The following is a 12792-nucleotide window of genomic DNA, read 5'->3' as shown; positions in this document are numbered from 1 at the left end:
AATAATTTGTTAAAGGAGGGGATGTTATGAGCATAGGAGAACAGCTAAAAAAATTACGAGAATCAAAGGGGTTTTCGCAAGAGGATGTTGCTAAAAAAATTGGTGTGACAAGGCAAGCAGTATACAAATGGGAAAATGATAAAAGTTATCCTGATATTGATAATCTAATTTTACTAAGCGAAATGTACAATGTTACGCTTGATGAGTTAATAAAAGGGAAACAGAACATGAAAGAAAAAATACATATTGATGAAGAAGATAAGGATTTTGAAAAAGAGAATGAGTTTGGTTTTTATATTGGGTTTGGATTGCTAATTATGAGTGCATTCATTGATTATGAAGGAATACAGGTGTTTGTATTAGGAGTTGCACTATTCATGATGGTTTTTTATTCGGATGTGAAGAAAGTTATTTTGAATGAATATAGATCGTTTTTTCAAGGGAAAGAGCGAAAAGATATATGTGATAAAAAGTGAGAAGAGTTAGTTATATTTCCTAGGAAAGGGTATAACGAATATTTTAATTGTTTTATAATGATTTTAGGATATTGGTAATGTGTTAAAAAGCTATTTGGGTAGATTCTTGAAATCTATATGTAAAATGATAATAAAGTTATTTAATTTTAAAAGCTCAAACAAGCATAACCCCGTTCTAAAGTTAGGACGGGGTTAAAAATATAATAATAAAGTCGCTTAAGAGTCTAAGTTTTATTCAATGATAGTGCCTTTTTATAAAACGTCACTTGCTTACTTATTACCGAGTTGTTCCGCCAAACCGATTAGAAGTCCTTCGACTCCACGAATGTAGCAGAGACGATACGAGTCCCCGTACTGAACTACTTCGCCAACGAGCTCTGCACCATGCTTAGTAAGTCTAGATACCATTTCGTCAATGTCTTCAACGGTGAACATGACGCGTAGATAACCGAGGGCGTTTACAGGAGCTGTTCGGTGATCTGTTATAGTAGGAGGAGTCAGAAATCGCGAAAGTTCAATTCGGCTGTGGCCATCTGGAGTAACCATCATAGCAATCTCTACGCATTGAGAACCGAGTCCAGTTACGCGACCAGCCCATTCACCTTCGACAGTGGCTCGCCCTTCGAGTTTCAAGCCGATCTCCTCGAAGAAAGAGATTGCGTTATCAAGGGATTCTACAACGATGCTGACATTGTCCATTCGTAGTAATTTGTTTTTTGCCATAGTCTTATCTCCTTATGTGTGAAAATTTATTATTTGATCATCCTCATAATTATACTACTAAAAAGCTGTAAATTCCTTTCAATCAAAAAGCACCTTGTCACAGTATAGGAAAATGTGACAAGGTGCTTTTATGTATGCCATATGGTAGAGAGTTAACAAATAATACTTTGTAAACTCTCTACTATTGGAATATAAGAAGGAAATAGATTAATATAATTTGTTTTAAGTTTTACCGATAGAAATTAGCTCATTTGCACTAAAGGCTCAATTTTTGCCATAAATGATTGATGCAGCGCCTCAACACCTGTTACTAAATGAAGGCGGTCAATAACGACAGACACTTTAATTTCTGATGTACTTACCATTTTAATATGAATATTTTCTTCTTTTAAAGTAGTGAACATATTTGCAGCAACACCAGGATTAGATACCATACCAGATCCTACAATTGATACTTTTGCTAAATGGTTTTCATGTTCTACAGATTCATAGTGAAGTGCTTCTTGGTTTTGTTCCAACACTTCTAAAGTTTCTCTTAAATCATTAGAATGGATGGAGAAGGAGAGATGAACAGTTCCTTCATTTGTAATACTTTGAATGATGATATCTACATTAATATGTGCCATTGCTAATGTAGAGAAAACAGTTGAAAGCGAGCCTTGTTCCAATCCTTTTACTGTGACACGTGTAATATTATCTTCAAATGCAATACCTTTAACGATTGATTGTTGTTCCATGTTACATTCTCCTTTTACAATTGTTCCGTTTTCTTGTTCCATACTTGAGCGAACTTCTAAAACTACGTTATGATTTTTAGCAAACTCAACAGCGCGTGGGTGTAATACGCCAGCACCGAGGTTTGCAAGTTCTAACATTTCGTTATAAGAAATTTCATCTAATTTATAAGCATCTTTTACAACTCGTGGGTCCGTCGTATATACGCCGGTCACATCCGTGTAAATATCACATTTTTTTGCTTTCAGTGCAGCAGCTAATGCAACCGCAGTTGTATCAGAACCACCGCGTCCAAGTGTTGTTATTTCATGATCTTCACTGATTCCTTGGAAGCCAGCTATGATCACAATCGTGCCTGCAGCAAGATAGGACTGTATACGATCTGTATGAATGTTAGTAATCCGTGCACTACTATGTACAGATTCTGTCGTAATACCAGCTTGCCACCCTGTTAATGAAATTGCATGATAGCCTTTTGCTTGCAGTGCCATTGTTAATAATGAAATAGTTACTTGTTCTCCTGTAGATAGAAGCATATCCATTTCACGTCTACTTGGATTTTCTGTAATAGCATTAGCGAGTGCGACAAGTTCATCTGTGCTTTTTCCCATTGCTGAAACGACAGAGACAACGCTATGACCTCGTTCATATTCTTCAATGATTAAATTTGCTACATGTTGAATGCGTTCGACGCTTCCGACAGAAGTGCCACCAAATTTTTGAACAATTGTTTCCATTACAAATTCCTTCTTTCGTCTATTTTTAAGAATAGATTAGGAAATATATAAATCCCAATACTCCTGTAGTTACCAGAAAGACAAACAAAAAACACCATCTCAAATAAGTGAGGATGGTGCTGTTACAGGAAAAGGGAAACAGAAAACGGAGCTAATAAAAAAACCGCCAAAAAAGGAATATCATAAAAAATGATATCTCTTTTTTGTAGATAGCTCTTCATACATACACGTCTGTACATATGACAGTTCTGTTTCTATTCGAAAACAGCCCCAATTGATAAATGCAGAGAAATTTATCAATTTCGGCAATACTTCCTTTCATCTAAGTTCATAGACATCTCTGTGTCTCCATTAGAATACTCATAAGTATTGCAACCTCTATCTCACGTTTTAGGCGAGAGTGTTTGATTTATGAAGTTGTTGGTAACATTTGTTTTATAATAGTTTAAATTTTTCGAGGAATCAAGTGTTTTATATATATTTTAAAAATTCTTTCTTTTTTAAAAGGAAGTTTGTGAAAAATGTAGCAAAATAAATTCATTGCATGTACATTAAACGTATAGTGCATAGGAGGTGGGAGAATGAAAAGGAAACAGCCTATTTATGTTGCGACAAAAATGAACACAACGATGGAGAAATTATGGGAATATACGCAAGAACCAGATATACATACAGAGTGGGATGCACGCTTTACTGAAATTTCGTATTTAGAGAAAAAAGAAGGAGAACCACAGAAATTTTTGTATAAAACAAAGATTGGATTTGGGCTTGAAATAGCTGGAGAAGGGGAATCAATAGGTGAAATAAGAAAAGAAACTGGTGAAAGAATTTCTTCTTTAAAATTTTGGACAGATAATACATTATCTCTTATTCAAATAGGGCGTGGTTATTGGAAGTATACACCGGGTAAAGAATACATTCATTTTGAAACACAATATGATTATGATACAAGATTTGGTCGTATCGGAAATGTGATAGATTCCTATATTTTTCGTCCGTTATTAGGGTGGGCGACTGCTTGGAGTTTTGATGCTTTAAAATTATGGTTAGAAAAGGGGCTTCATCCTAGGTTACTCATTAGAAGAACAATGACGTATTGGCTCGTATGCTTTTTATTTGCTTTTGTATGGATATATCAAGGGATAGTGCCGAAACTAGTGTTTACTCATTCAGAAGAAGTAAAGATGCTTTCTGTATTAATCGGTTCAAATGAAAGTAGTGTATATATACTTAAAATAATTGGGGTGTTAGAAATAATTTTCGGCGTCGTATGGCTGTTGCCACTAACAAAACGAAAAATATTTATACTGCATATTATTGTGTTACTAGTTTTAACGATAGCGGCAGGATTTACGAATATCGCAAGCTTTACAGGGCCGTTTAATCCGATTACATTAAATATTCTTCTAATGGGGTTATCAATTGTCGGTTATATAAATAGTTTCGATTTACCAAGCGCGAAAAATTGCAAGAGGAAGAGAAAGGGATAAGTGTATGGCTAATATGTATGAACGATTATTAGGGGATATCTATAAAAATCTTCATCCTGAATTGCAGAAGCGTTATGCGATTACAGAAGAGAATAGCTTTACAGGGGAAGGAAAGATGGATGAAATTTACGGTGGCTCTTTTTTCGTAAAATTTATATTAAAAATTGCATCGAAGTTTCGAATGTTTTTCTCGGAACGAGGAGAGGAAATTCCATTTACGATACAAAATACAGCTGAGCGAGATGAATATGGACAAGAATTAGTAAGATGGAATCGTACTTTTTATTTTCATAATAAGAAAAGATATTTTAATGCAGTTATGCAATTGGATGAAAAAGAAAATGAAATTGTAGATTATTTTGGTGAGCCACATTTACTCGTTTCTACACTGCATTTTCATATCGATGAGTTAGGTGCAATGCATATTTCTTCAAAGAAACAATGGTTTTATATGTTTGGAAGAAAAATTCCGTTACCAAAATTCTTGTATGGTGAAGCAAAAATTATTGAAAGTTATGATGAAACACTACAGTGTTTTCGAATTCATGTACAAGTACGAAACCCGTTAATTGGCTCGCTTTTTTCATATAAGGGAACATTTGTGGAAAGGAACTAAACGATATGAAGAATATAATATTTGGGCTTGCTTGTTATGTTGTTTTTCTATTATGTGAGCGGTCGAATACAAATCCTGTTGAAGCAATTATATTATTATCTGTTTTATTATTTATACCAATGTCGTTTTGTATTATTGATAAAAGAAAAAGAGATGGATCGTATTTATTATTTTATAAATTCGTATCGTTTTTATATCCAATCGCAGCAGTTTGCGCAATGCTAGCTTTCGTCACAAATCACTATGTATTTGCGCTACTTTGGTTTGTATATACGGGAATCGTTGCGTTATTTGGTGTAAGTAGATTGCTAGAAAGAGGATGGAAGCCATTAGAAGAGACAGTCATAGATAGTGCGTTTATTTATTTGTTTTTAGGTGGTTTTTGGTTTTTTGCTTCAGTAGCAAAACTTTCGATTATGCAGTTTAGCTCTGATATTGTTTTACTCACAGCTGCACATTTTCATTATTCGGCGTTTCTATTGCCATTATCAGCTGGTTTAATAGGGAGAACAAGAGAAAAGAGAAGTAAAGTGTATGATGCTATTATGTTTATCATCCTGATTTCACCTATGACAGTTGCAATAGGAATTACATACTCGATAATATTTGAATTTTTTGCAGTGTTCTTATATTTATGTGCGATTTATGGATATGGATTTTACGTTTGGAGAGCAAAATTTAATACGATCAGTGCAAAGATTCTTCTAATCATTTCGTCTAGTACGCTCATGGTTACAATTATGTTCTCACTCATATACTCATACGGGAATTTGAAGCATGTAATGACGATTACAATTGCCCAAATGGTTTGGATTCACGGTGTTGTCAACGGAATTGGAGTAGCGTTACCGGCATTTGTTGGCTGGATGATCGAAAAGAGTGTTCCGAATTATAAATACTATGGAAAACCAATGAGTAAGTTAAGAGGAAATGTGGCAATTGGTGAAGCGTTTTTATATGGAAGAAATTTAGTAGACAGTAAGGAATACAACGGTTTAGTTGATAAAATGAATGATTTTCATAGTGAGGTATTTGAAGCGACGAAGATTCCTTTAAGCATTATTCGTTTTTATGAAAATACAACAGAGTATGAGTTGCAATCGAATATTAAATGGGCTCGTTGGTTCCGACCATTTGCATTTTGTTATGAGAAAATGAGCAAGCGTGTAGGACAAATACATTTAGGAATGGGCGGCAAGTGGGAAACGATGCATGGCTCTATCATTGGTGTAATGGATGAGAAAGATGGAAGAGAGAATGTAAGGGCTTGGCTAAGGAAAAATGAAGCAAGTGAATCTATTTTTGTAGCTCTTTATTCAAAGCATACAAATAAGGATGAGACATATATGAATATCGCCTTGCCTTTACCTTATTCGAATATGACTGGTATTTTGAGGCTATGTAATGATAATCATGATTTAATCATTACTAGTAAGTTAAGAGAAAATGGCCAGGGAGATGAGGGGATTTATTTACATACTCGGTTCTTGACAATCCGTTTACCGTTAGCAGAGACTTTCATCATTACAGAGGATAAGGATAAAATGTTAACAGCTCATCATAGCATGTGGCTATTTGGACTTGAATTTTTACATATTCATTATAAGATTGAAAAAATTGCACAGAGGTAAGAAAGGCTTGGATAGGTTTCCAAGCTTTTTTATGTATGGGTAATTGTCATAGAAACTTGTTTATTTAGCTCATCATCCCAAACGCGTTGAATTTCAAAAGTGCCTTTTTCAAAAAATAATGGGAATCTTTCTTTAAACCAAGTTTGCATAGGTAGCTTAAGTGCTGTATCGATTGGTATCCATAATAATTCACCCTCAGGAGGGTTCAAAAGAAGTTCATCTTCAAATGAGTCTGTCCAATAGTTAAATACCATATATCGAACATTACCTTTCGGATTTACATATTCATCTAATCCTTTAAAAGTTAAATTGGAAACAAGTAATCCAGTTTCTTCTTTTACTTCTCTTATAGCGGCTTGAACGATACTTTCGGGGAAATCTACTTTGCCGCCAGGAGCGATGTAGCCAGGGAAACCTCGATGGTTGGGGCGTTTTATGAGTAAAACTTCATTGTTACGTTGGATCATACACATTGTATAGATCTGGTGTTCGATGTTATGTGAATTTGGAGGCATAATGATGTATTCTCCTTTATATTTTTTTGATAATTTTACCATAACATAATTGTTTCTTATATAATTGGAAATGGAATGTTATAAATTTTCAGTTATATATTATAAATTCTATAGTCATTCGAAAAGAGGGGAGAGACATGCAAGGAGAAATACAAAAGGAGAAAAGTTTAGGTTATGTTGGTAAATTATTATTACCGGTTAAAGTATCACCACACTTTAAATTTTTATGGATTGGACAATTACTCTCGGTCTTAGGTAGTTCGATAACTATGGTCATACTCCCAGTTGTTGTGTATTCATTAACTGGTTCAACAGTTGTAATGGGGATGACGATGGCAATGTACATGCTACCTAATATTCTTGCCTTACCGTTTGCGGGTTTAGTTGTAGACCGAATTGATCGGGTTAAATTAATGTTATTTACGGATATAATCCGCTGTATATTAATGCTATTACTTGCATCGCTTATATTTATGGATTTATTAACAATTACAATTTTATATATTCTCGTTGCCTTATACGGACTTATGGAAGGGATATTCCAACCAGCATATGCTGCTGTAAGAGCGAAAGTATTTGTTCCTGAAATTCGTAATGCAGCTAACGCACTCACTCAAATGAGTAATCAAGGTATACGATTAATTGGACCAGCACTTGGTGGGTTAATCGTATCGGTTGCGTCTGCAGGGATAGGCTTCGGACTAGATGCAGTAACGTACTTATTATCATTTTTATGTTTATTATTTTTAAAAGAAATTAAGTTTAAAAAAGTAAAGTCTATTGAAAAGAGTAACATTGATTACAAACAAGAGTTTATGGCAGGTGTTTTCGTTTTAAAAAGTCATCCTTGGCTATGGATTACAATTTTAGTCTTTTCTTTTATAAATATTTGTTATGCCGGCATTATCGTCGTATTAATACCATGGTTATTTAATGTTCATCATCATTTTGAAGCTTACGTGTATGGACTTGGCATGGCCTTTTCTGGTGGTGGAGCTGTAATTGCTGCATTGATATTTGGTGGGAAAGAGCGGTGGCAGAAGAGAGGATTACTGGCTTATGGAGGTGTTTTAATTAGTGGGATTGCTTTATTAATTATGCCATTCATTTCTTGGGCACCTGCTTTAATATTCTTAATGGCAATTGAAGGATTCGGCATGATGATATTTGGACTCATTTGGGAAACGAGTTTACAGGAGCTTGTACCAGAAGAAGCGTTCGGAAGAGTGGCAAGCCTTGATATGTTGGGTTCTTTTGCTTTATTGCCATTAGGGTACGTAGTTGTAGGCTGGTTAGCTACTGTCATAGGTGGCGAGATAACTATTATAACACTAGCTAGTTTAGTAATTTTAACAATTGGAATCGCATTGTCTGTACCGAGTATTCGTCGATTTGATTGATGATATAAGGGAAGGGGAACGACTTATATGATTATAGAAAACATGAAAGCTATAGTAGCAAAGGAATTGGATAGCGAATACACTTTGCAGGAAAAGGTCTTTGAAGCAAAAAATTTCACAGTCTATATCGCTACCTATAGAGAAAATACGCTAACATATAATCAACTAGTACTAATAAAACATCTTTGTCAGGAAAAGCCTTCCGTACATATTTGGCAGAAGAAAATTAGCACCGAAGCAACAGAACTGGAAATCACAAAAGAAGTGACGGAAGCGATTCAATCTGGTTTTGTGAATAAAGAGTAAGCCCTAATCAAATTAGGGCTTACTCTTCATTAAACACAAATGTTTGTTTCATTTTTTTACTTTCATCTACTGGATGACCGTTGTATGAGAAATTCTTTTCTTCCCAAGTGATCACAACTTTAAAATTATGGCTATTAAAGTCTAATGGGAATACCATGTAGTCAAAGCTTGTATGACTGTTAGAAATATTTTCATTAGGTGTAGTAGGTTTAAAGGTAGCCTTAGAGGTAGGATTGTTATCAAGTATTTCCACAGATACGTTTGATACATCATGACCGATGTTTTTTACGAGTAAACTATACGTATCAAATACACCTTGTTTTGGCTGGATTGCTTGCTTGTTTGAGTTATGAGATTTATCAATTTCGACATACCATTGTTTAGACTTTGACGCAATCGGTAGTGACTGAAATGTGTAAGCACTAGCTTGCATAGGTAGTGCTAAACATATAAGCGTAAAGAGAGTTAATATTTTTCGTTTCATTTTTTGAGAGCTCCCATTCTTTAATGGATTTACTTGTTATTATCTTCTTTTCACGAGTAAATATACCATATAATGTAAGGTGGATATTGTGAGTAGTGAATCAATATCTTATTCATGACTCTTATAGCTGGCATAATTACGTATGTAGTAAGAAAGAATAAATTTGTTTTTTCTATACTTAGATTGCTGCCCTTTTTAAAAGGGCTATTTTAATGTAGTTAAATGTGCTTGTATATGTGAAATTAGAGAAGGAAGCTGTGTAGAGATGTTTCTACACAGCTTTTTAGGATATGAAAAAAACTCCTAAAATATGTTAAAATAACATTGTCATACAACAAGGGGGATTTGTTTTATGGAAAATGGACATCTTGCTAAAGTAGACTTAACGAAAAAAATTGAATCAAAATCTAAGTACAATAAGAAATTAGAAAAATATCAAAGGCGCTTATTAGCATTACAGCAAATTTTGAAAGAAGAAAAAATCGCGGTTATGCTCGTTATGGAAGGTTGGGATGCGGCTGGTAAAGGTGGAGCAATTAAGCGGGTGACGGAACATCTTGACCCACGTGGGTTCCAAGTAAATCCAATTGGAGCGCCTGCACCTCATGAAAAACGTTACCATTATTTGCAACGTTTCTGGCGCAAAATTCCACAGTACGGGCAAATTACTATTTTTGATCGCTCATGGTACGGTCGTGTGTTAGTTGAGCGTGTTGAAGGTTTTGCTACAAAGGAAGAGTGGATGAGAGCATATGATGAGATTAATGATTTTGAAAAACTACTAACAGATGACCATTACATAATAGGGAAGTTCTTCTATCATATAAGTAAAGAGGAACAGTTAAAGAGATTTAAAGATAGAGAGAAAAATCCTTTGAAAAGATGGAAAATTACAGACGAAGATTGGCGTAATCGTGAAAAATGGGATGAGTATGTTGAAGCGATGGAAGGCATGTTTGAAAGAACAAGTAAGCCAAATGCGAAGTGGCATATTATTGAAAGTAACGATAAATTGTATGCCCGTGTGAAAACGTTAAAAATCATTATTTCATTCATAGAAGATTATTTCTTAGAACATGGTATAGAATTGCCTTCTTATTATTATGAAATGAAAGAGGATATTGAAGTTTTGCAAGATGTAGGTGTTAAAGAGTAAATAAGAAAATGGCCCTGTGAATTGGTGAAACCAAATTATGGGGCTTTTTTATTTAGAAACATTTTACAATTAACAGAATAAGGTATATAATCAATAATCATATNNATATGATTATTGATTATATAATATGTGGGGGTTTTACTTTGAAGGGAAGAGATGTTGTTTTAGGTTTATTAATGGAAAAGGAATTGTCTGGTTACGATATTAAAATTGTGTTTGAAGACGTATTTACTCATTTTTTTGATGGAAGTTTTGGAATGATTTATCCAACGTTACGACAATTGGAGAATGAGGGGAAAATAAAAAAAGAGGTTGTCATGCAAGAGGGAAAACCGAATAAGAAAATGTACTTTATTACAGATGAGGGGCGTGAAGAATTTTATCAATACATGCAGACACCTGTAGAGAAGGATGTTTTACGTTCGGATTTTTTAATGAGAATGTATTTTGGTAACTATAGTGATGATGTAACAATAAAAAAATGGATTAAAGATGAAATTGAAAGAAAAGAAGCGTACATTGCAGATCTTCGATTGAAATATGAAAAGTGGAGAGTAGGTATTACTTTCGTCGAAGAAATTTCACTAGACGTAGGTATTGCATCGTATAGTGCACAAGTGGAGACTTTGAAGAGAAAATTAGAAGAGCTAGAGGCGAAAGAAAACAATAAAACAGAAGAATGAAAAACATGTTCACAATAAATAAAGGGGTATATAAAGATGGAGCAATCAAAGGGTATTAAGATTGTCTTTTTAATGTGTCTAGGTATCTTTCTTTGTATGATTGATACGACAATTATGAATATAGCTTTACCAGCAATACAATCAAGTGTAAATACTTCATTAGAAAAGATGTCTTGGGTATTAAATGTTTATACAATGACGATTGCAGTACTTGCCATACCGCTAGGTCGGATAGCTGATATTTTTGGAAAAGCAAAGATGTATGTTCTTGGTCTGTTGATTTTTGGTGGTGGATCGGTACTTTGCGCTTTTGCAAATACAGGTGATTTTCTTATTTTTTCTCGCTTTATACAAAGCTTCGGGGCAGCGATTTTATTTCCAACAAGTATGGTAATTGGTGTATCAGCTATGCCATTAGCTAAGAGGCATGTTGCGCTTGCGATTTTAGGAGTAACACAAGGATTGTCAGCTGCGATGGGACCGGTAATAGGTGGAATTATTACGCAAAATTTAGGATGGAGATGGGTGTTCTTCGTTAATGTTCCGGTTTGTATAATAGGAATCGTGTTATGTTGCCTCATGCTACAAATAAAAAATGAAGAACGTATTATCTCAAAAATAGACTGGATAGGACTACTATTAAGTAGCGCAGCAATTTTTTCATTTACTCTCATTTTAGTAAAAGGTAATACATGGGGATGGCAAAGTAATATTGCTTTGTCTTGTTATGCAACTAGCACTATTACTCTTATTTTATTTGTTTTAGTAGAACGAAAGATTCATAATCCAATGGTGAATTTAAAGTTATTTCAAGATCGAATGTTTGTCGGAGCGTCTATCGTTGTTATATTAAGTAATTTATTTTTAATTGGAGTTACTGTATTGCTTCCAACGTTCTTGACGAAACTACAAGGTCGAACGGAAATTGAAGCGGCTTTTTTAGTGACACCTATTTCAGCAATGATATTTTTAATCTCACCAGTTGCAGCAACTTTAATTAAAAAACTCGGAAAAGTAACTATTATTTTGTCAGGATTTCTTGTTATGGGGCTTTCCTACTATTGGTTGCAAATGATTGATGTTCATTCAACAAATATAGAAATTATTATTCCGTGTATGATATTAGGTGTTGGATATGGTTTAGTAGTGGGGCCAATTACAGTTTTAAGTGCGTCTTCATTTGAAGGAGAATTATTAACTGCTTCTCAAAGTGTTGTATCAATGTTACGACAAGTTGGAATTGTATTGGCGGTCGCGATATTTGTCTCTAACTTAACTCATAATTTAACTGTAAATAAAGAAAAAGTATATCGTTATGCAGAAGAAAAGGTGCGGAATATTCATGTGAATAGTGCTGAGCAAGCTGAAATTTTACAAATGACTAAAGAGAAAATAGAGAATCAAAGTTTAGAGTCGAATATAAATAAGAAACAAAATGCAATGGCAATGGGATTAAGTAAAGAGAAAAAGGAAGAATTGATTCGCGACAAGACGGCTGAAATATTAAGAGAAGTTCCAGTAGAATATAGAGATGTAAAAAGAGAAGAAGTTATGAGGCAAGTGACAAAAGAAGTTGAAAAACAAGAGGAAAGTATAAAGAAAGAGGTACTCACATTTTCGAATGATGTGAATCATTATGCCAAGAATCAGATGGCTATGAGTTTTACAGATTTATATAAAGCAAGTGTGCCAATTATTTTAATTTGTGCTTTCGTAAGCTTGTTGTTTTGGGAAGGGAAAGCTTTGAGTAAAAAGAGAAGGGGACGGATAGTAGAAGAAGCGTAAAGGAAAACAGGCTATAGCAGCCTGTTTTTTTCATTGTGTTCTCCTTGCATATTGT

The 12792-nt window shown here is 34.3% G+C and carries 13 protein-coding genes and 1 riboswitch; of the genes, 9 read left to right on the top strand and 4 right to left on the bottom strand.

The features are described 5' to 3' along the window. Nucleotides 1-26: 26 nt before the first annotated feature. Nucleotides 27-476, top strand: coding sequence for a helix-turn-helix domain-containing protein (locus COK05_RS15100; RefSeq protein WP_098613216.1), 450 nt, complete (start codon nt 27-29; stop codon nt 474-476). Nucleotides 477-746: 270 nt separating this feature from the next. Here COK05_RS15100 and COK05_RS15095 read toward each other — a convergent pair whose 3' ends face one another. Together COK05_RS15095 and COK05_RS15090 are read right to left on the bottom strand one after the other, a co-directional pair. Continuing rightward, entirely contained in the window at nt 747-1199 is a 453-nt protein-coding gene (locus COK05_RS15095; RefSeq protein WP_098613215.1) for a VOC family protein, read from the bottom strand. Between the two features lie 242 nt (nt 1200-1441). Next, nucleotides 1442-2671, bottom strand: a complete 1230-nt coding sequence (locus COK05_RS15090; protein ID WP_098613214.1) for an aspartate kinase — start codon at nt 2669-2671, stop codon at nt 1442-1444. Nucleotides 2672-2873: 202 nt separating this feature from the next. Continuing rightward, a riboswitch (Lysine riboswitch) is annotated at nt 2874-3060 on the bottom strand. 192 nt (nt 3061-3252) lie between these two features. Here COK05_RS15090 and COK05_RS15080 point away from each other — a divergent pair. From COK05_RS15080 to COK05_RS15070, 3 genes are read left to right on the top strand one after another with little or no spacing between them, the layout of a single operon-like run. After that, complete coding sequence (locus COK05_RS15080; protein ID WP_098613213.1) at nt 3253-4161, top strand: DoxX-like family protein; 909 nt, start codon at nt 3253-3255, stop codon at nt 4159-4161. 4 nt (nt 4162-4165) lie between these two features. After that, on the top strand, nt 4166-4777 hold the full coding sequence (locus tag COK05_RS15075) for a DUF4166 domain-containing protein (RefSeq protein ID WP_098613212.1): 612 nt from the start codon (nt 4166-4168) through the stop codon (nt 4775-4777). A gap of 5 nt (nt 4778-4782) precedes the next feature. Next, nucleotides 4783-6408, top strand: coding sequence for a YndJ family protein (locus COK05_RS15070; RefSeq protein WP_098613211.1), 1626 nt, complete (start codon nt 4783-4785; stop codon nt 6406-6408). A 29-nt stretch (nt 6409-6437) separates the two neighbouring features. Here the strand turns inward: COK05_RS15070 and COK05_RS15065 are convergent, their stop codons facing one another. Beyond that, entirely contained in the window at nt 6438-6923 is a 486-nt protein-coding gene (locus COK05_RS15065; protein ID WP_098613210.1) for an 8-oxo-dGTP diphosphatase, read from the bottom strand. A gap of 137 nt (nt 6924-7060) precedes the next feature. On the opposite strand from COK05_RS15065, the gene COK05_RS15060 reads away from it, so the two are divergent. Further along, nucleotides 7061-8323 carry an MFS transporter gene (locus COK05_RS15060; RefSeq protein ID WP_069355388.1) on the top strand — a complete coding sequence of 421 codons (1263 nt, stop codon included), beginning with the start codon at nt 7061-7063 and terminating at the stop codon, nt 8321-8323. Nucleotides 8324-8350: 27 nt separating this feature from the next. Continuing rightward, nucleotides 8351-8629, top strand: a complete 279-nt coding sequence (locus tag COK05_RS15055) for a hypothetical protein (protein ID WP_098613209.1) — start codon at nt 8351-8353, stop codon at nt 8627-8629. A 19-nt stretch (nt 8630-8648) separates the two neighbouring features. On the opposite strand, the gene COK05_RS15050 is transcribed toward COK05_RS15055, so the two are convergent. After that, nucleotides 8649-9113: a hypothetical protein gene (locus COK05_RS15050; RefSeq protein WP_098613208.1), complete on the bottom strand. Its 465-nt coding sequence runs from the start codon at nt 9111-9113 to the stop codon at nt 8649-8651. Between the two features lie 352 nt (nt 9114-9465). Here COK05_RS15050 and COK05_RS15045 point away from each other — a divergent pair, with 352 nt between their 5' ends. The 3 genes from COK05_RS15045 to COK05_RS15035 all read left to right on the top strand — a co-directional run bounded on the left by COK05_RS15045 (nt 9466) and on the right by COK05_RS15035 (nt 12737). Beyond that, the gene (locus tag COK05_RS15045; RefSeq protein WP_098613207.1) at nt 9466-10269 is read left to right on the top strand and encodes a polyphosphate kinase 2 family protein; all 804 of its coding nucleotides are present in this window, start codon (nt 9466-9468) and stop codon (nt 10267-10269) included. Between the two features lie 143 nt (nt 10270-10412). After that, on the top strand, nt 10413-10952 hold the full coding sequence (locus COK05_RS15040) for a PadR family transcriptional regulator (protein ID WP_006916931.1): 540 nt from the start codon (nt 10413-10415) through the stop codon (nt 10950-10952). Between the two features lie 36 nt (nt 10953-10988). Beyond that, complete coding sequence (locus COK05_RS15035; protein WP_098613206.1) at nt 10989-12737, top strand: MDR family MFS transporter; 1749 nt, start codon at nt 10989-10991, stop codon at nt 12735-12737. Nucleotides 12738-12792 lie beyond the last annotated feature (55 nt).

This window comes from Bacillus cereus (assembly GCF_002567495.1).
Taxonomy (GTDB): domain Bacteria; phylum Bacillota; class Bacilli; order Bacillales; family Bacillaceae_G; genus Bacillus_A; species Bacillus_A cereus_AQ.
The sequence above is the reverse complement of the archived record's forward strand: the minus strand, read 5'-3'. Positions and strand labels throughout refer to the sequence as shown.